The following is an 18,611-nucleotide window of genomic DNA, read 5'->3' as shown; positions in this document are numbered from 1 at the left end:
TAAAACAATAAAGCTTCTATCACAAATAATTTTGAAATCACACTATATAGCAATAGAAGACTCTGCTGCAGGAGTTCTTTTAACTAAAGCATTAATATAGGCTTTGGCACTAGCTTCTATAACGTCTGTAGAAAATCCTTTGCCGACGACTGAATGCCCATCCTCGTAACGCAGTTTAATTGTAGCCTCTCCAAGCGCTTCGCTGCTTCGCGTAACTGATTTAACGTCATAGTATTCGAGTGTTGCTTTATTGCCTGTTATCCTGTCGATGGTATTAAACAGAGCGTTAACAGGGCCATTGCCGCAGGCAGCATCAGTGGTTACTTTTCCTGCAAACTCCAAAGTTACTGTGGCCGTTGCCATTCCGACGCCTGAGGTCGCTATAGACATACTATGGAAAATAATGCTGTTCTCCTTGTCATCTGAATCGCCCATTAAAACATAGAGATCTTGGTCAAAAATCTCTTTTTTCTGATCAGCTAAAAGTAAGAACCTCTGATAAACATCATCTAATTGTGCTCCTTCCACTTTATAGCCTAGTTCCTCAAGCCGAAATTGCAAAGCATGTCTTCCAGACCGGGCGGTCAGATTAATATTATTCTTAGGAACCCCAATTGTTTCAGGTTGGATAATTTCATAGGTTTCCCTGTCTTTCAAGACTCCATCTTGGTGAATACCTGAAGCATGATTAAAAGCATTTGCCCCAACTATTGCTTTATGGTCTGGGATCGTCACTCCGGTTATCCGAGAGACCAATCTGCTTGTCGCGGAAATTTCGCGGTGATTAATGCTGCTTTCTATACCATATCCATCGCGCTGAGTAAAAATGGCCATTATAACTTCTTCTAATGAGGTATTCCCGGCTCTTTCTCCAATTCCATTTATAGTTCCTTCAACTTGACGTGCACCTGCTTTGATTCCTGCCAGAGAATTGGCTGTAGCCATTCCTAAATCATTATGACAATGGACACTGACGATAGCTTGATCAATGTTTTTAACATTTTGGATGACAAAACTTATGAGGTCACCATATTCCCAAGGACTTGCATATCCCACAGTATCCGGCAGGTTGACCACAGTTGCTCCTGCAGAAATAACAGCTTCAATAACTTTGGCCAAAAATGCCGGCTCACCGCGAAAAGCATCTTCAGCATAAAATTCTACGTCACTGACATATTTTTTGGCGTATTTAACTGCGGAAACCGCCTGTTCAATGACTCGATCAGGGGTTAGATTTAACTTTTTGGCCATATGAACAGGAGAAACTCCAATTCCAGTATGGATTCTTGGATATTCGGCCTTGCGCAGGGCATCGGCACAGATGTCGATATCCTTGGCTACCGCCCGGGTTAAGCCACAGATCGTAACTCCTTTTATCTCTTGCGCCATTGTTTGAACAGATTCAAAATCTCCCGGAGAAGAGGCCGGGAAACCGGCTTCAATAATATCAACACCAAGTTTTACTAACTGGTGCCCAATTTCAAGTTTTTCCTTTACATTAAGGGTTATTCCTAGAGATTGCTCTCCATCACGAAGCGTCGTATCAAAAACATATAATTTTTTCATTGACAAAAACCTCCTTAAAAATAATCAAACCCTTCGTCTCTGATTTGAGACGAAGGGTTAATTCGCGGTACCACTCAAGTTGACAACACAAGTTGCCTTCTCTTCCAGATACGGGACCTTTTCGAGGTTATTAACATGACCTTCGATGATCCGATATCCTCTTCCTTGTAACGGCGGAAGACCCGTCCGAGCCTACTTTAACAATTAATTTCGGTCGGCTACTCGAGGAAGAGTTCTAATTCTATCCCAAAACTGCCTTGCACCATCCGGCAGCTCGCTGACATGGAAATCTGAATTGTAATAGTTCCTCTCATCGTCGTTTTAGCATTTTTTTATTATATTGACACTACTTCATTTAATTGTCAAGTCTTTTTTAGAATTCTATCCAAAAATGTCTTCTGACCTATAACAATTCTCCTTGATTTAAGGCCAAGATTCCTTAATTTAAGCTAATAAAAACGTTTCCAAATCTAAAGAGAAGTGAACTCGTTCAGCAAGGCATGGGAACCACTAACCCTTCTGCCAAAATATCAGCCATTAAAGCGATATCCTGCACCCCATAAAGTTTCTATATACTCGGGATTAGACGGGTCTCTTTCAATCTTTTTTCTAATCTTCTGTATATGAACAGAAACGGTGGCAGTATCTCCAAAGTATGTATCTCCCCAAATCGCGGCGAGGATATGTTCTTTACTAAAAACAATGTTGGGATTCGCGGCGAAAAAAGCCAAAAGCTCATATTCTGTAGTCGTTAGCAAAACCTCTTTGCCATTAACAAATACTTTATGGGAGGCCGTATTTATTTCCAATCCTCGATGGATTATCACTTCAGGAGCAACTATTTTACCTTTGAGCCGTTCATATCTTGTTATATGCGATTTAACCCTTGCCGCCAGTTCGGCGGGACTGAAAGGTTTCGTTAAATAATCATCGGCTCCAAACCCCAGCCCTCTGATTTTATCGATATCTTCATTTTTGGCAGATACGATAATTACCGGAATCTCATACTTTTCGCGTATTTCCTTGGTAATCTGGTAGCCATCTTTACTGGGCAGCATTAAATCAACAATAATTACATCGTATCGTCCGGTTAGAGCATTTTTTAGGCCCTGAATGCCATCTTGAACGATTTCAGCGTCATAACCATTTAAGAGGAGATAATCTCGTTCAAGTTCCGCAATATTCAAATCATCTTCAATAATTAATATCCGTTTCATTCTTTGCCTCCTTCTTTCGTTTTCTTCACTATTGGAAATTCCAGCGAAAAACAGGTGCCTTTCTGTTCAATGCTAGAAACGGTAATCGAACCTCCATGGGCTTGGATAAGTTCCTTAGCAATGGCGAGGCCGAGCCCCGTACTCATTAAGTCTTTCGTACGCTCGTTATCTATTCTGTAAAATCGATTAAAGATATAGGGAAGTTTATCTCCAGGAATTCCCGGTCCATTATCTTCTATGTCGATTGCAACAATGTCATCATTTCTTTTCATGGTAATACAAATGACTAAATCTTTGTTCGAACCATATTTAACGGCATTTCCGATGATGTTTTTAAAGGCCTGATTTATTCGTTTCCTATCGAGATTAAGATCACAGTCATCTTCCATTTTGTTCTGATAGTGAAAATCGATGTTTCTTTCTTCCATCTCAAATTTGAATTCTTCCATAAGATCTTCCATGAATGCCTGAATTGGAATAACTTCAAAGTTAAACTCTAATTTTTGCATATCTAATTTAGAAAACAAAAAGAGATCATCGATCAGCTTATCGATGTAAATGGTGTTTTGATATATCGTCCTAAGATATTTATCGACTTTCTGCGGTGAATTGCCAACGCCATCCAATATTGCTTCGAGATAACCTTGGACAGAAGTAATAGGAGTTTTAAGGTCGTGGGATATATTGGCAATTAAAGTCTTACGGTTCTCTTCATACTCCTGCTTCATTTTCTCACCGGCTTGCAGTTTGAGAGCCATTTCGTTAAATGAATCCACTAATAACCCGATAAAACCTAGATCACAAGTCTTATCGCTCTCAACTTGAACATTATAATTTCCTTGAGCAACTTCTTCTACTCCATTTTGGAGTTTACGAATAGGTCTAAAAATTCTCTTTTCTAATCGCCTTAGGAAAGAGAACTGTAAAGTTTCCTTTACAATGATAAATACTGCAAAAAAAAGACTAATTGAACGTATTCCTAGCCATTTAAAAAGCAAATAGAGGATGACCAAGTTAAAGATGACACTCATAGGCCGAAAAAAGCGCAGAGACCTATGATCTTGAATGAATTGCCGGTGTTTTTTCTGGAATTCCTGATGCTGAAACAGCTCTCCATGCTGCTGATAAAAATCCATATGACATTGATGAAATTCCTGATGCTTTTTTAGATGTGCTATTTTATGCTTCTTCATAATTAGCGACATACGTTCCAATAGGCTCCTAAGCACTTTAATCACCGTTTTCTTCCATTTTGTAACTGAATACCGCAGATTCGTGTCCATTATACTGAGAATCAGGGCCCAAAACAATTCAATTGTTCTGTGCCCTGAATTTTTGCGGCTTGATTGGAGTATTAAAACAGCAGCAATTCTACCGTAAGCTGAAGATTATGCATCTCATCCGTTTCTTGAATTTGCTGCTTACCCTTAATGGTTAACAAAATTCGTTCTATTTCTTTTGAATTATTAATCCAAAGGTTACATTGAACGTCAGAGTCTTGAAGAGCAAAAAACTCGTTCATTAAAGCATGATGCTGATGGTGCTCAGGAAGCCTGTGTTGACTTATTCTTTCTTGAAAAACCTTTTTCATTTCTTCAGGAAGCTCTTTTAAACTTAGAGAAAGCTTTACAGATTGATTCTCGTTCTCTTCCACCTTAATTTGATTAATAACATTGAGGATATTGGCTAACCTAGTTAACTTTCCTCGAATTCCTATCCTTCTGTGGCCCTCCTGATCTTCAATACCACATCCGCCTTGATTATGAAAATAGTGATGATGGTGTTTCATAAAACCATGCCGCATATACCCATGACACCCCGGAATCGTGAACTCCGTTTGGCTTTCATGTTTGAACTTCTTGCCATTATAGTCTAGTTCAGAGTTAATTTTTACTTTTGTCTCTCCGCTGGATAAATTTTTTTCAAACTCGTTCTTAAAATCAACTATTTTGGTTTGATCTTTTGTCCCTTCTACTTTTAACGTCCCGTTTATAACCTCCTTATCTTTCATGGTATTAATTACATCATACAAAAGTTTAAATCCGCTCATCAAAATGACCTCCTTGTTTCTTAACTACAGTGGTCATTATAAATGAAGGCTTTAAACTCCCTTTTAAGCAATTATAAAAATTCTATAAAAATCCCTGAAATTTTCTGGTAAAAAATATACATCTAAAGCAAATAAGAAAGTATAATCAGTAATTTCATTTCAGCAAAACCAACTATATTCACTAAACAATCCTGTCCATACTGTTTGGTTTGGTACCGATTTATAAGAATGCAAAAGAAACTTTTGGGAACTACTAACTATAAGATAACTATTTTTAAGACTAAATGAAAGGATCGAGGCGTTTTTAACAGTGGCAATTACTAACATGTTATTAGACACCGAAGCATTACTCATCGTTTCCCAATTAGGTTCTAATAATTTTTTTACCACAAAAGTCTATGAACAGGATCACTTCTTCCGCAATCCCGACCCTGCTTTAAATCAAAACCAAATTGCAGAGTATTTAATTTGTCCCAAGTGTTTTGCCAAAAGAGTTAAGGAAATACGCGAGATGTTTGTTGGCTGGGCAAGGATTAACAGAGATGAAACCAACCATTAAACTTATAGGTATCCATAATCAAGATCCTAAAATTTTGTTTATACAATTTTCCCTCGGCCTACGCTATTTTGTTTATCGCCGCGATCTTGAAGTATTTCAGGAGACGGTACTTGAGGAATTATTCAGTAGAAAGGATCCATTTAGACTGCGTCCGTTAAATCGAAAGGATCAAGAGTACCTAATTACTAACCTTAAATTCAATGACAAGGCTAAAAAAGCCATTAGCTTCTACCCCCAGAGACGACAGGGTTATTCTTTAGTAAGAAAATCAAGAAAACCCTTGTTCTGCTCATAGAGATTTGGCTCCGGGGGATGATAAAAAAGCAAACTCTTACTAGCATGGCAATGTTTGCTTTTTGAATCTATTGGTATATTAGATCGGCTATAAGTTTATTACTGAATACGTTTTAGAACATCATTGTCCCCCAGATAGCGAGGAATAACATGAAGATGCATGTGAAAGACAGACTGACCGGCGACAGCTTCAATATTTGCCATTACATTATAACCATCAGGCTGATACTCCTCATCCAGTTTCTCCTTCACCTGTTTTAACAGTTTCCCCATTGCTGCCATTTCCTCAGCACTGGCTTCAAAAATGTTCCTCATATGACGCTTGGAAATAATTAAAGCATGGCCTTTACTAACCGGATTTCTGTCGTAAATAACTCTAAAGTAATTGTTTTCCATAATTGTGGCTTCCGGAGGCAATCCACAGAATACACAATCCACCATAACTCTCCCCCCTTATCTTTCAATTCTATTTTCTGTCTTCATTCTTTCATCGAATTGATGTCTATAAATGGACTCCATAGGTATTTGAATATACATTTTCATAGTTAATATTTTTCTCCGTATAGGGAGATTTTGACTCTGCAGGGTATCCAAGGGCCATAATTATGGGCACCTTTAACTTTTCGGGAATTGCCAATATCCCACGTACATAGTCTTCTGCCGCCTCAGTGTCCGTGTGTTGTCGTTTCCTAAGTTGAATCCAACATGATCCCAAGCCTAAAGATTCTGCCATTAAATGGAGAATAGTGGCAGCTATAGCAGCGTCTTCAACCCAGACATCGCTTCGTTCAGGATCAGCCAGTATCACCACGGCTAAAGCCGCACCCTTTAAATGCCCAGCCCCTTTCTTGGCTGATGCTAATTGGGACAATAACTTCGGGTCGTCGACCACTAAGAATTGACAGGGTTTGAAGCCCCGGGATGATGGGCTGAGTAAAGCAGCTTGTAACAAGATTTTAACGGTTTCCGGATTTATTTTTGTTTCGGTATATTTTCTAATACTGCGCCGCTTATATAATAGATCTAACATCTTTTTTACCCCTTTCTTATTTTCAAAGATTTTAAAAACTAACCTTATAATTAAGAATACCCTTATTAAGGCAAGAAAATCAATGTTTAAAAGGAAAAAGAGATCTTCTCACCTTAGCAGAGAGAAGATCTCCATAAGCTTTACTTGCCTCCCATCGGACAGAGGGATTCCAGTTGATCATCCCCAGTAAGTTTGCTTTTGATTTGGGATTGCACCGAAAACTCAAATACATAGGAATATATCCTTTTTACAAATTCGGGAGAAAGCTGCAATTCTTCTGCCAGAGGAACTAAACGTTGGAGGATATCTCTTTCTCGGCCAACATCCTTAACTTTATCCAGTCGTTTTTGCTCACCAATCTTGCTGACGATCTGCATGCGTTTAGAAAGCCGCTCTACAATAGTATAATCGATGAGATCAATTTCAAAGCGCAAGGCTTCCAAATTTTCCCTCATTTCTCTACTAACAAAATTTCTTCCTACAGATTGTGCAACGAGCTCCAAGTCTTGTGCTAAGGTCATAAATTGTTCCGGGGTAAGAGACTGAGGCCCATCACTCATGGCCTCCTCAGGATTAGGATGCATTTCAATAAGCAAACCATCGGCACCGCTTGCCACAGCCGCTTTGGACAAGGAGGCGATTAAATCGCGTCTTCCTGCTGCATGGCTGGGATCGACGATTACAGGGAGATGGGACAGTTCTTTGGCAACCCCGACAGCGCTTAAATCCAACGTATTTCTTGTGCTGGGTTCAAACGTTCGGATTCCGCGCTCACATAAGATGACTTGAGAATTCCCCGCCGCCATGATATATTCGGCAGCCAACAGCCACTCTTCTATAGTCGCAGACAATCCGCGTTTAAGAATAATCGGCTTATTTACTTTGCCTGCTAATTTTAGAAGTTCGAAATTCTGCATGTTACGAGCGCCAATTTGCAGCAAATCAACTTTATCGACGACCATTTCCAAACTTCTGAGATCAATAACTTCGGTAACACATAAAAGGCCTTCCTCTCTTGCGGCCTGTACCAAATAGTTGACTCCTTCAAGCCCCAGCCCCTGAAAACTATAGGGAGATGTGCGCGGTTTGAATACACCGCCACGCAAAATTTTCCCTCCCGAACGTCTGACTGCGGCAGCAGCTTTCTGCATTTGGATACTCGATTCTACAGCACAAGGACCTCCTATGAGAACAATTTCTTTACCGCCTAGACAAACGTCACCAACCTTAATAACACTTTTCTTGGACTTATCACCGGCTAATTTTAAGTCTTTCATGGTAATTCCTCCTTGTAGTTTAAATAAAAAAGTCCACGGTTCATCCCACCAGGGACGAAAGCCGTGGACTTCCGCGTTACCACCCAATTTGACCAAAATGGTCCGCTCAAAAAGGTACTGTCGTCAAACTCGTCTTTGTTGAGTTCTGGAGGTTCAGCAAAATAAAAAGTTTCTCATCCCTGACGGGACGAGAAACGTTATCTCGTGTTACCACCCAACTTTTGGCTATAAAGCCGCTCGACAAGGTACGGGAATGATATCCGATACCTCCTTCCAGTTAACGGAGAAGAACCGTCCTAGCCTACTTTTTTTGTTCAGCCGGAAGCTCAGGAGGGAACTTCAGTTATTACCACACATAGAAGAGCTTGCAGTCATGACTCTTCCTCCCTGAACGGTAATATATAACCTACTTTTCTCCGTCGAAGCTTTTAAGGATTTAATTAATAGTATTATAACAGAAGTATGCTATTTGTCAACTGTGTATATCAGAAAATTATTCATTATTGACCTTTGTATAGCATGATCCTATAAAGGAAAAAATAAAGAAATCTTAAGGATATTTTAAGGTTCGTATTGTAAAGTTACAATGTACCGTGGAAAGGAGTTTTGAATATGCGCTTTTCAATAGGGTTATTGGATTCACTTTTTGGGGAGAAGATTACTCTCCAAGGACCTGATGAAAAAGGAAATATCGTTAAATGCAAGGTTTCTAAAAAATGGCTTGAACGAGCACAATTAGGGAACAGCTCTCTTTCTTCCCTGTCCCAAGATTCCCACAACGACGACAATTGTTCAGCATCAATGATTTAAATCATTAAACATTAGTATGATTATTATGTTTTAAGAGTTCGCGAAAGATTCCTCGAAACGCCACTGGAAGAGGAAGAGCACTTATCTTATTAAGTGAAACCCAACACCTGTTTTCACCAAGCAGGTGTTGTTTGTGTTCAGTCTCGGGTTGCTCATGTACCGACACTGGCAAAGGTAATTGCTGAGTCTCGAGAGTTTCGTTGATATCCAATACGATCCAAAAAATTTTCCACCGCCGATGACTGAAATTATACCATAGAGGGCCCTGAAGAGTGGCAGCTTGGGACAACCCTTTGGTAACATCTTTATCAAAGGAGCGATCGTTTACCGCTTCATAATAAAGATGAAACAATTCATTTTGAGAAAAGGACAGCAGAAAATCTTTACGGCGGTTTTCCTGCAAAATTTCCACACCGGGAAGTTCCCAGAGACTCGCCAGCAAACCATCGGACGGACGTTTTTGCAGGTATACCTCATTCCCTCTCCTCATTACAAACGTTAAACGTGTCATCTCTTGACGCTGAGGTTTAGGCCTTTTTACAGGGTAAAGAAGAACATTTCCCTCTTTTCTTCCAAGGCATAGTTTAAACAAGGGACATTCAACGCAGCTTGGCTTTTTGGAGGTACATACCATAGCCCCAAGTTCCATCAAAGCTTGATTAAAATCCCCCGGATCAGATGTTGATTGCCAAAGAGTAATAGACTGATCAAATCTGCGATAACTTTTGACGGATTCTACGGGCTCCGGCCAAGCCAATAACCGAGACATTACTCGCAAAACATTACCATCAATAGCTGAAACCTTCTCACCAAAGGCAATACTGGCTACGGCTCCGGCAGTATACTTTCCAATACCAGGCACTTTCAAAAGCTGTTCATAATTGTCGGGCATTGCGCCCTCTCTTTGAGTGAGAAGATATTGAGCTCCCTCCCACATCCGTTTAGCTCTTGAATAATAGCCCAATCCTCTCCATTCCGTCAGTACCTCTTCAAAGCTGGCCTCACCCAGTTTTTTTAAATTTGGAAAGCGATGAAGAAATCGTTCGAAATAAGGAATTACTGTTTTTACCTGCGTTTGCTGCAGCATCACTTCAGACACCCAGATCATATAAGGATCTTTTGTCTTACGCCAAGGCAAATCCCTTTTTGCTGAATGAAACCAAGGTAATAAATACTCGGCTATACTAAAATCTGTTAAATTATCTTGCATCATAGTTCTTTCTGCTTCCATTTCAAATGTCCTTAGACGTTAATCAGGATTAATCCGGAGATGCACAAAACAGCTCCCAAAAGTTTATACAATGAAAACCCTTCATTAAAAAATAGTATACCAATAGGGATAAGAATAACGGCCAGAATAATGTTGGCAACTAATGAACCAACCCCAATATTCCAACCAACACGATAAGCAATTAAATACCCTACCTCTAGCCCAACAATCGCAATTCCTAAGACAAAACTCGTCCAATTTAATTTTGAAAACGACTCTATAAATCCCTTATCGGATCTATAGACGAAGCCTGCTGCGGCCGTAAAGACAGCAGCAGTTGTATAGGTGATCAGCAGCGCTGAAAAGGGGTTGACATTCTGTGGAGTAGTTTTTTGAGCTAAATTATAAACGACATTTGATAGGACAATAAGAACTATAGGAAATATATATTCTAACATATTCAACCCTCATTTTCTTACTATGATCTTAATTATGATACATCCTTTAATCGGCGTTCTTTAATAATTATTGTTAGGCCTTTAATTCTAATCGTATTTCAATCCTAACAATGATATCAATTATAGCTATTCTCATTGTTATTTTCGGGAACCATTGGAGACCAAAAGTTCTCGATTGATTGCTGAACAGCCCGAATATCGGTCACGTATCGAATATTCCTCCATGCGGATGGGAGCAATCTTTTGTACTTCGGCTGAGCGAAACGTTCATCAATCAATACGACGATGCCTCTATCCTTTTCCGTGCGGATTACTCGGCCGACTGCCTGCAGCACTTTGTTGATCCCGGGATATATATAGGAAAATTCAAAGCCTTCATGACTTACTTTTTCATAATAGTCACGAATTATCTCTCGTTCAAATCCTACCTGGGGCAGGCCAACTCCCACTACTATGGCCCCGGAAAGACGGTCACCCATTAAATCTATGCCTTCGCCAAAGATTCCGCCCATCAAGGCAAAGCCTATCAGTGTTTCATGGGGATGTTCACTAAAACTTGCCAAAAACTCCTCCCGTTCCTCCTCCTGCATACCTAACCTTTGCTGAATTACCTTAACTAAAGGATTTTGCGCTTGAAATCTGAAACAGACCTCTTGCAAATATTCATAAGAAGGAAAGAAAACAAGATAGTTGCCCTCTTTAGGCACGGTAACAGCGGCGATGGTTTCAGCAATTTGCTCATAACTAGAAGCTCGCTGCCTATACTTGGTAGAGATACTTTTGTGAATCACTACGTGCAAATTCTCAGCAGGAAAGGGTGAGGATAATCTCAATTTGAACGAGGTCTCCTCACCTCCCAAAACATTCATAAAATAATCCATAGGGCTCAGAGTGGCTGAAAATAAAATTGAGGCCCTCCCTCTTTCTAAGGCTTCTCTCAAGCGAACAGAGGGGTCGAGGCAGAACAGCTTAATCCTTAAGTCTGCCTGAGATTGCAGACAGGTGACGTAATGAGAGTCAAAACTTTCTGCAGTTCTAAGGAAGGTCAGGGCCTGAAAATAAAGGTCCAAAAGCTGTTCCTGCCAATCATATGTTTGATCTTTATATTTCAGGAACGTTTCAACCGCTTTGACAAAATGCCGTAAAACCTTAATTAGGTCACTAGGCAGCTCCTTTTCAACGCTCTCTCCTTTCGAATTATCAGCCAAGCAAGCTTTTTTTTCTTTAATTATAGCCATGTTAACTCGTGCTAAACTTTTAGACAGTTTCGGATCATCCACTTTGGTAAGTCGTTTAAGCTCGAGCCAATTTTCCTTTCTTATCTCTGCCGAGAACATCTCCCGAGCACGCTCCACTAAATTATGGGCCTCATCGACTAAAAAAGTATAATCCCCTCCGTCAAGAAAAAATCGTTTCAAATAAACTCGAGGATCGAACACATAATTATAGTCTCCTATAACCACATCAGCCCAAGTGGCCATTTCCAAAGAAAATTCGAATGGACAGATGGAATGCTTTCGGGCATAATCTTCAAGCACTTGGCGAGTCCAGGATTCTTCAGCAAAAATATCTTCCGCCGCCCCACGAAGGCGGTCGTAGTAGCCTTTGGCAAAAGGGCATTCCTCCGGCAGACACGAAGATTCTGGCTGGAAACATACCTTCTTCTTAGCAGTGAGTGTAAGCCGTTTGATTTTTAATCCTCGAACCTGTAAATCCGTCAGAGCCTTTTCCGCCACAGTTCGAGTAATTGTTTTGGCAGTCAGATAAAAAATTTGAACCGTTAAACCTTCCCCCATCGCTTTGATGGCAGGGAATAAAGTACCCATAGTTTTGCCGATGCCGGTAGGAGCTTGGGCAAAAAGTGTCTGGCCGGATTTGATCGTCTGATAAACGCCTACAGCCAACTCCCTCTGTCCCTTTCGATAGGCAGAAAAAGGAAATTGCAGTTCCTGAATACTTGAATCGCGTTGGTTATACCAATCTTGGAGCCTGCAAGCCCAAAGCAGATATTTCTCTCCTAAATTAATAAAGAACTCTGATAATTGTTCAAAAGCAAATGATCTGTTAAATTTTCTTATTTCAGCAGTGTCAAGCTGATAATAAGTTAGCTGAACATCAATCGTTTCTAAGCCTTCCTGCGCAGCATACATAAAGGCATAACACTGCGCTTGAGCCCAATGCATGTCACTTATTGATTCATCAATTAAGGTTAAATCCATAGCCGTCGTTTTTATTTCGTCTACACAGGCTCCAGATTCCCTTTTCAGGATCCCATCCGCTCTCCCTTTCACTTCCAGGCAGATATCCTCTTCGACTCCTCTAATGATCTGCTTCTCCTTGGGAACATAAAGATAGGATAGCGTCACTTCTGGCAGGTAATCCGTACCGCTTTGCCTTTGAACTAACTGATGTGCTTTTATGCCATCTTGAGTTCGAGCAGCCCCAATCGCGGCAGGCTTCAAGTCTCCCTTCTTGAGCACAAATTCAACTAATTCTCGTACAGATACTTTTACAATTTTCAATCTAATAATCCTTCCAAGTGAAGTCGTTCAGCTAACGCTGAACAAAATAACCTTCTCCTCTGAAATTCGACGAAGATTATTTGAATCCTTTAAAGAGCAAAAGTTCCCAGTTCTTAAAAAGTTGGCAGCATCTCATCTTCACTAATTCTTGACAACTTGTTCATTGTTTAAGTAAATTTTTAATTTTATTGGGGAGTATAATTGATAACCGGAAGCCTTGAGGAAAAAGAAATGAGATGATGATTATGAGGCTACGGTTTTTGGATCGTACCCGCGGTTTAATTATGCTTTTTATGGCTCTGGATCATGCTTTATATTTTTGGAGCAGCGGACGAGTCAATAATGAAGGATTGCCGCTCCTAATGAACGGGAATGTAACATTTAATCCCATAGGAAGTGCAAGCCTTCTCGGATTACTCGTGATGTTTTTGTCCAGCCTATGTGCTCCCGGGTTTCTTTTTATTGCCGGTTATGTTTTAGCTCTTTCGGTCAGAAAGCGACAGTCCTTGGGTGCTTCTAATTGGAGTATTGACAAGTATCTGCTGAAACGAGGACTTATTCTTATAGCACTACAGCTTTTTATTGCTTCCCCGGCTTTCAATCTTCCTCTATTTGTTCAAGCACAATCGTTATTCTCCGTCCTTACGCCGGGAACCTTTTTCTCCTTTAGTGTCTTATCCGCCATCGGCTTAGGGTTTATTGTTCTTGTGGCGGGTCGCAGAATTTCACCTTGGAAACTCTTTAGCTTAACTGGCTTGCTCTATTTATTGAGTCAGCTATTTTTGCCGACAGTTGTAAGAAACTTTCCTTTGCATCAAACGCTCTACAAAGCGCTGCAGACTATTTTGCTTCTTCCCGTACCATTCTCTTCAACGTTATTAGTGAATAATAATTTCCCCTTGATTCCTTGGCTTCTGCCGATGGTCCTAGGATGGTTGTACGGGCAGACTTATCAAGAAGAACGCGGCGTGACTTATGAAGCAAAAAGATTTGCGCTGTCGGGTTTATGCAGTTTAGCTCTTTTCTTTGTTTTACGCTTTCTGGGAGTGGGGGATTATCTTAGTCCCGACGGAACTTTGCAAGGCTTCTTCGGACTTTCCAAATACCCGCCAAGTATCATTTTCTTTCTTCTCTATCTTGGGCTTGTCTTCTTGCTGGGTTATTTCTTTTTCAGATTGTCTCAGACTTCTAAGTTAGGTCAGGTATTGGAAAAGTTCGGACAATCACCACTTTTCTTTTATAACGCTCACCTCTGGCTTTATGCCGCAATACCGGCAGTTCTGGCCCGATTTAATTGTCTTTCCCTCTTAGCGGGAGTTGTGATTTGGATTCTGGGTATTATAATCCTTTACCCGCTCAATCTTAAATATCAAGCATGGAGATTATCGCATAAATCTCGACATTTATCCAAAACTTATTCGCCAGTAGGAACCCGATTGCACTGGTAAACTTGTCAATTTCGCCATAAGTTTGGAAAGGACTGATTCATACCCATGATTTCTTCAATGGATCTGAAAACTGCGCGCTGGGTTACCTGGTCTAAAAAAAACCTTTTGCGTTTCTGTTTAGTTGCCGTCACACTGTTCGTTTTCATTGCCCCCAATCGTCCTGCCCACTATTCCTATCTTTTGTTAGTCGGAGCTTTCTGGAATATTGAACCTGATCGTTTGCCAGTCTCTTGGCAGCGTTTTTTGGGTATCGGTATCCCTTTAGTATTGTTTCCAATTCTAATGTGGCAATATTTCCCTCCCGTTTGGAATGACATTGTCTATTGGCAACTGGGAACTCGTGTACATCTGCTGGACTTAGATGCTTTGTTTAAGTCGATTCCCGGAAATAACGGCTGGATTTTTCGAGTTCTTAAAACCCCATGGCTAACAAGCTATTTTCAATGGATTTACGCTAATGGTTTCACGCTTCCTGTACTCATTCCAATTTTTCGCTCCTTCTGGGCTAAAGACTCTTTAAAAATGATTCGCTACAGCTTGTCAGCCCATGTTTTACAGTTTCTCTTGATTTTCCCTTTCTACTTAACGATTCATGTTAATGAAGTGTGGTATGTCTTAGGGCAGCCCGACGGGATGGCCCGTCACCTTTCAGCAGCAGAGGCTGCCGTCGTGGTAGTAAATTGTTTTCCTTCAATGCACACCTCTATAGCTTTTGCCATGCTGCTATTGGCATGGAGAGAAAAGGATAAACTCTTCCGATGGGTTTGGACATTATTTTGCCTTTCGATCATCTACTCAACACTCTATCTGGAAATCCATTGGGTTACCGATGTCATTGCCGGCATTCTTTTAGCCCTGAGCACAATTACATTAGGAGATTGGCTTATCCTTAAAGTCGGCCAACGGTGGAAGAAGAATGCATGAAAAACTCTCAATCGTCACAACCTTTAGGAGATAAGGTTTAAGGCGAAAGGAGAGATACTATGAGCGAACTCATAGGAAATCATCAGCAACGGCGAGAAACCCTCAAGCAAATTATCCGTGACATTCACCAGAATAAAAATCCTCAAGAACTGAAAGAGAGGTTTCGCGAGCTCTTATCCGACGTTGGCGCAACAGAGATCGCTGCTTTAGAACAGGAGCTTATCCAAGAAGGTTTACCAGAAAAAGAAATTCAAAGTCTCTGTGATGTTCATGTATCCGTCTTTGAAGATAGTCTTGATCAACAACCGAAATCCCAAGAACAAGGCGGCCATCCCATCCAAACCTTTCGCAAAGAAAACCATGCTATTGCAGACGTAATTCAAGAGCTGCGCCCACTTCTGAAACAACTTCTTGACACAACCCAAGAAACTATTCCCGAAGAAGACCTGAATAAATGGCAAGTTCTTCATCGCCAATTGTTAGAACTTGAAAAGCATTACAGTCGTAAAGAGAATATTCTTTTTGCTTATCTCGAAAAGCATGGGGTAAGCGGGCCCCCTAAAGTAATGTGGGGAATCCATGATGAGATCAGAGCTCAGCTTAAACAGATTTCCCAAAACCTTCTAGACCATTTGCCCGCTAAACATTCTTTACCGGAATTGGTTCAAGCTACCGCTTTACCAGCACTGAAAGCTATCGAAGATATGATCTACAAGGAAGAGAATATTTTGTTTCCGATGAGTATGGAAACTCTAACTGAGGCGGAATGGGCGGCAGTAGCAGAACAGAGCAGTGAGATCGGCTATACGCTGATTCAGCCGGACGAAGGGTGGGTTCCATCCGCTCCTCCTGAACCAACTGTTACATCCCATCGGCTTCTTTCGTTTCCAACTGGCGGTTTGTCCTTAGAGCAAGTAAGTCTGATTTTTAACCACCTGCCTGTAGATATCACCTTTGTGGATGAATTTGATATCGTCCGCTATTTCTCCTTTGGCAAAGAACGTATTTTCCAGCGCAGTAAAGCGATCATTGGCCGGAATGTTAAAGACTGTCATCCGCCTGATAGCGTGCACATTGTTAACAAAATTGTTCAAGATTTTAAAAGCGGTCAGCGCGATACCGCTGAATTCTGGTTACATATGAACGACATGTATGTTTATATACAATATTTTGCCATACGTGATGAAAAAGGAACCTACCGTGGTACTATGGAAGTCACTCAAGATATCCAAAAGTTACAAAATATCCAGGGAGAAAAACGGATTTATTCCGAGGAGTGAACTCGTTAACGAAGGACTGGGGATGTGTAGAAACTTAACGTTAAAAATCAAAAGTGGGTTCAGATAGCGAAAGCCGATCTCGCTTCACTGGTATTGTGGAGTGAGATCGGCTTAAATTGAATGATTAGCAAGAAAAGTGGGGATTCAATGAGGGTGCCGAATCCCAAACAATGGACGAGGAATATTCTAACTCGTCACCGCCGTTTGCAGTTTAGCTGTTTCCTCCTCGACAAGCTTACGTCGCAATACTTTTCCTACGATACTTCTGGGCAACTCCTTTCTAAACTCGATAAGCCGCGGAACCTTATAGGCCGCCATCTTGCTTCTGCAAAACGAGATAAATTCCTCCTCAGTCCCTTCAATGTTCTCATGCAGTACTATATAGGCTTTAGTAGTTTCTCCTCGGTAGAGATCTGGAATTCCTGCAACAACAACTTCTTTGACCTTAGGATGCTCATAAAGCACTTCTTCAATGTCACGGGGGTAAATATTAAACCCTCCCGCAATAATCATATCCTTCTTCCGATCAATTATATAGAAATAACCATCTTTATCCATTTTAGCAATATCACCGGTATACAACCAGCCATCTCGCAGGGTCTCTTTTGTTTCCTCAGGTTTATTCCAGTATCCGCTCATAACCTGAGGACCTCTAACACATAGTTCACCAATCTCCCCCACAGGAAGTGGTCGCGTTCCAGTTTCCATATCCATAATAACGCTATCCGTGTCAGGAAAGGGGATTCCTATCGAGCCTTTGCGTGTAGGCCGGTCCAATGGATTACTATGAGTTACCGGTGACGCTTCGGAAAGACCATACCCTTCAATTAGATTTCCCGCTCCCTGGGTTACTTCGCTGAACTTTTGAGCAACTTCTAATGGCAGAGGAGCTGAGCCGCTGTTACAAACTTTGATTGCCGCTAAGTTTTCTCGATAAGCAGCAATTCGAGGATGATTGTTTAATGCCATAAATATAGTTGGTGCCCCAGGGAAAAGGGTCGGTTTATGATTTTTAATAACTTCTAAAACCTTATCTATTTCAAAGCGAGGCAATAGTATTTGTGTCGATGCACTAGCCACAGCATAATTTACACAGTTAGTCATTCCATAAACATGAAACAGAGGTAAAATGCTTAATATTCGTTCCTCCCCGTATTTTATATCAAAGGACCAAGATATATTTTGAATAGTATTGCAGATTAAATTGCGATGGGTAAGCATGACGCCTTTAGATACGCCTGTTGTTCCGCCTGTATATTGTAAAACTGCCAGATCCTTAACCGGATCGATTTCAACAACGTCCGAAATCAAGTCACTTCTGATCAACACATCATAAGAATTTATGTCTTGTGTCTGTTTAACAGGAACAATAAAATTAAAAGCTATGACTCGTTGTAATGTTGTTTCATGAAAAACGTTTTGGACTCTGGGATACAGAGGTTCAAACACGATAATTGTTGTGGCACCAGAATCGTTTATTTGGTAGGCCAATTCACGTTCCACGTACATTGGATTTGTTTGTACAACTATCGCACCTAATTTAAGCAACGCATAAAAACTGACAACCCATTGAGGACAATTAGGGCCCATCAGAGCAACTCGTTCACCTTTTTTTACCCCCAGATCGAATAGCCCTTTAGCTAAACGGTTCACTTGATCTCCAAACTCCCTATAAGTTATCTTTTGATCCTCAAAAATCATAGCTAAAGTATCAGGACATTTGCTCACTGCATCATCAAGTAACTGACCAAGTGTTATTTCAGGGTACTCAAGGCTTCGCTTTGTATAGAACGGATAGCTTTTAAACCAAGGCCTTTCATGTGGCAGCATGATTACTTAACCTCCCTATAATATCTTGATATTTTCTTTAGATATCTCGTATTTTCATAGAATTCCTAGCTAACCAAATTAGCTCACCACGGATAGAATTCGCATAAAATGTCTAATTCGGAGAAATTGGATATGG

General features: G+C 40.7%; 16 protein-coding genes and 2 other annotated features. Of the genes, 5 read left to right on the top strand and 11 right to left on the bottom strand.

What is annotated here, in order from left to right; translation table 11 throughout:
• Positions 1 to 42: 42 nt before the first annotated feature.
• From DEAC_RS13115 to DEAC_RS13100, 4 genes are all read right to left on the bottom strand, one after another.
• Positions 43 to 1,566 carry a 2-isopropylmalate synthase gene (locus DEAC_RS13115; protein ID WP_047810504.1) on the bottom strand — a complete coding sequence of 508 codons (1,524 nt, stop codon included), beginning with the start codon at positions 1,564 to 1,566 and terminating at the stop codon, positions 43 to 45.
• A gap of 42 nt (positions 1,567 to 1,608) precedes the next feature.
• Positions 1,609 to 1,889: a binding site (T-box leader), on the bottom strand.
• A 207-nt stretch (positions 1,890 to 2,096) separates the two neighbouring features.
• Positions 2,097 to 2,783 (bottom strand): response regulator transcription factor, encoded by a 687-nt coding sequence (locus DEAC_RS13110; protein WP_047810503.1) that lies wholly within the window; start codon positions 2,781 to 2,783, stop codon positions 2,097 to 2,099.
• Positions 2,780 to 3,988 carry a sensor histidine kinase gene (locus DEAC_RS13105; RefSeq protein WP_047810502.1) on the bottom strand — a complete coding sequence of 403 codons (1,209 nt, stop codon included), beginning with the start codon at positions 3,986 to 3,988 and terminating at the stop codon, positions 2,780 to 2,782. Before DEAC_RS13105 ends, DEAC_RS13110 begins: the two co-directional genes overlap by 4 nt.
• Before the next feature lie 149 nt (positions 3,989 to 4,137).
• Entirely contained in the window at positions 4,138 to 4,833 is a 696-nt protein-coding gene (locus DEAC_RS13100) for a hypothetical protein (protein WP_047810501.1), read from the bottom strand.
• A 325-nt stretch (positions 4,834 to 5,158) separates the two neighbouring features.
• Between DEAC_RS13100 and DEAC_RS22290 the strand changes: the two genes are divergently transcribed.
• A complete protein-coding gene (locus DEAC_RS22290; protein ID WP_161796454.1) occupies positions 5,159 to 5,392 on the top strand; it encodes a hypothetical protein in 234 nt (77 codons plus the stop codon).
• A gap of 393 nt (positions 5,393 to 5,785) precedes the next feature.
• Here the strand turns inward: DEAC_RS22290 and DEAC_RS13090 are convergent, their stop codons facing one another.
• From DEAC_RS13090 to DEAC_RS13080, 3 genes are all read right to left on the bottom strand, one after another.
• Positions 5,786 to 6,127 (bottom strand): HIT family protein, encoded by a 342-nt coding sequence (locus DEAC_RS13090; RefSeq protein WP_047810500.1) that lies wholly within the window; start codon positions 6,125 to 6,127, stop codon positions 5,786 to 5,788.
• A 61-nt stretch (positions 6,128 to 6,188) separates the two neighbouring features.
• Positions 6,189 to 6,716 (bottom strand): nitroreductase family protein, encoded by a 528-nt coding sequence (locus DEAC_RS13085; protein ID WP_047810499.1) that lies wholly within the window; start codon positions 6,714 to 6,716, stop codon positions 6,189 to 6,191.
• A gap of 140 nt (positions 6,717 to 6,856) precedes the next feature.
• Positions 6,857 to 7,993 carry a bifunctional 3-deoxy-7-phosphoheptulonate synthase/chorismate mutase gene (locus DEAC_RS13080; RefSeq protein WP_047810498.1) on the bottom strand — a complete coding sequence of 379 codons (1,137 nt, stop codon included), beginning with the start codon at positions 7,991 to 7,993 and terminating at the stop codon, positions 6,857 to 6,859.
• 180 nt (positions 7,994 to 8,173) lie between these two features.
• Positions 8,174 to 8,425, bottom strand: a binding site (T-box leader).
• Positions 8,426 to 8,605: 180 nt separating this feature from the next.
• Between DEAC_RS13080 and DEAC_RS13075 the strand changes: the two genes are divergently transcribed.
• Positions 8,606 to 8,803: a hypothetical protein gene (locus tag DEAC_RS13075; protein WP_047810497.1), complete on the top strand. Its 198-nt coding sequence runs from the start codon at positions 8,606 to 8,608 to the stop codon at positions 8,801 to 8,803.
• Positions 8,804 to 8,807: 4 nt separating this feature from the next.
• Here DEAC_RS13075 and mutY read toward each other — a convergent pair whose 3' ends face one another.
• The 3 genes from mutY to DEAC_RS13060 form a co-directional block, all read right to left on the bottom strand.
• Positions 8,808 to 10,034 (bottom strand): A/G-specific adenine glycosylase, encoded by a 1,227-nt coding sequence (gene mutY, locus DEAC_RS13070; protein WP_053006430.1) that lies wholly within the window; start codon positions 10,032 to 10,034, stop codon positions 8,808 to 8,810.
• Between the two features lie 11 nt (positions 10,035 to 10,045).
• Positions 10,046 to 10,471 carry an EamA family transporter gene (locus DEAC_RS13065; RefSeq protein ID WP_047810496.1) on the bottom strand — a complete coding sequence of 142 codons (426 nt, stop codon included), beginning with the start codon at positions 10,469 to 10,471 and terminating at the stop codon, positions 10,046 to 10,048.
• A gap of 116 nt (positions 10,472 to 10,587) precedes the next feature.
• Positions 10,588 to 12,993: an ATP-dependent DNA helicase gene (locus DEAC_RS13060; protein WP_047810495.1), complete on the bottom strand. Its 2,406-nt coding sequence runs from the start codon at positions 12,991 to 12,993 to the stop codon at positions 10,588 to 10,590.
• A gap of 245 nt (positions 12,994 to 13,238) precedes the next feature.
• On the opposite strand from DEAC_RS13060, the gene DEAC_RS13055 reads away from it, so the two are divergent.
• Genes DEAC_RS13055 through DEAC_RS13045 form a run of 3 tightly spaced genes read left to right on the top strand, consistent with a single transcriptional unit; the run spans position 13,239 to position 16,645 of the window.
• Positions 13,239 to 14,441: a heparan-alpha-glucosaminide N-acetyltransferase domain-containing protein gene (locus DEAC_RS13055; protein ID WP_242847153.1), complete on the top strand. Its 1,203-nt coding sequence runs from the start codon at positions 13,239 to 13,241 to the stop codon at positions 14,439 to 14,441.
• 57 nt (positions 14,442 to 14,498) lie between these two features.
• Positions 14,499 to 15,365, top strand: coding sequence for a phosphatase PAP2 family protein (locus DEAC_RS13050; RefSeq protein ID WP_242847152.1), 867 nt, complete (start codon positions 14,499 to 14,501; stop codon positions 15,363 to 15,365).
• A gap of 59 nt (positions 15,366 to 15,424) precedes the next feature.
• A complete protein-coding gene (locus DEAC_RS13045; protein ID WP_047810492.1) occupies positions 15,425 to 16,645 on the top strand; it encodes a DUF438 domain-containing protein in 1,221 nt (406 codons plus the stop codon).
• 186 nt (positions 16,646 to 16,831) lie between these two features.
• Here DEAC_RS13045 and DEAC_RS13040 read toward each other — a convergent pair whose 3' ends face one another.
• Positions 16,832 to 18,475, bottom strand: a complete 1,644-nt coding sequence (locus tag DEAC_RS13040; protein ID WP_047810491.1) for a long-chain-fatty-acid--CoA ligase — start codon at positions 18,473 to 18,475, stop codon at positions 16,832 to 16,834.
• Positions 18,476 to 18,611 lie beyond the last annotated feature (136 nt).

This window comes from Desulfosporosinus acididurans (assembly GCF_001029285.1).
GTDB lineage: Bacteria > Bacillota > Desulfitobacteriia > Desulfitobacteriales > Desulfitobacteriaceae > Desulfosporosinus > Desulfosporosinus acididurans.
The sequence above is the reverse complement of the archived record's forward strand: the minus strand, read 5'-3'. Positions and strand labels throughout refer to the sequence as shown.

Coding starts and splice junctions, on each gene's coding strand:
- DEAC_RS13115 (WP_047810504.1), bottom strand. CDS start 1,566: ATGAAAAAATTATATGTTTTTGATACGACGCTTCGTGATGGAGAGCAA.
- DEAC_RS13110 (WP_047810503.1), bottom strand. CDS start 2,783: ATGAAACGGATATTAATTATTGAAGATGATTTGAATATTGCGGAACTT.
- DEAC_RS13105 (WP_047810502.1), bottom strand. CDS start 3,988: ATGTCGCTAATTATGAAGAAGCATAAAATAGCACATCTAAAAAAGCAT.
- DEAC_RS13100 (WP_047810501.1), bottom strand. CDS start 4,833: ATGAGCGGATTTAAACTTTTGTATGATGTAATTAATACCATGAAAGAT.
- DEAC_RS22290 (WP_161796454.1), top strand. CDS start 5,159: ATGTTATTAGACACCGAAGCATTACTCATCGTTTCCCAATTAGGTTCT.
- DEAC_RS13090 (WP_047810500.1), bottom strand. CDS start 6,127: ATGGTGGATTGTGTATTCTGTGGATTGCCTCCGGAAGCCACAATTATG.
- DEAC_RS13085 (WP_047810499.1), bottom strand. CDS start 6,716: ATGTTAGATCTATTATATAAGCGGCGCAGTATTAGAAAATATACCGAA.
- DEAC_RS13080 (WP_047810498.1), bottom strand. CDS start 7,993: ATGAAAGACTTAAAATTAGCCGGTGATAAGTCCAAGAAAAGTGTTATT.
- DEAC_RS13075 (WP_047810497.1), top strand. CDS start 8,606: ATGCGCTTTTCAATAGGGTTATTGGATTCACTTTTTGGGGAGAAGATT.
- mutY (WP_053006430.1), bottom strand. CDS start 10,034: ATGGAAGCAGAAAGAACTATGATGCAAGATAATTTAACAGATTTTAGT.
- DEAC_RS13065 (WP_047810496.1), bottom strand. CDS start 10,471: ATGTTAGAATATATATTTCCTATAGTTCTTATTGTCCTATCAAATGTC.
- DEAC_RS13055 (WP_242847153.1), top strand. CDS start 13,239: ATGAGGCTACGGTTTTTGGATCGTACCCGCGGTTTAATTATGCTTTTT.
- DEAC_RS13050 (WP_242847152.1), top strand. CDS start 14,499: ATGGATCTGAAAACTGCGCGCTGGGTTACCTGGTCTAAAAAAAACCTT.
- DEAC_RS13045 (WP_047810492.1), top strand. CDS start 15,425: ATGAGCGAACTCATAGGAAATCATCAGCAACGGCGAGAAACCCTCAAG.
- DEAC_RS13040 (WP_047810491.1), bottom strand. CDS start 18,475: ATGCTGCCACATGAAAGGCCTTGGTTTAAAAGCTATCCGTTCTATACA.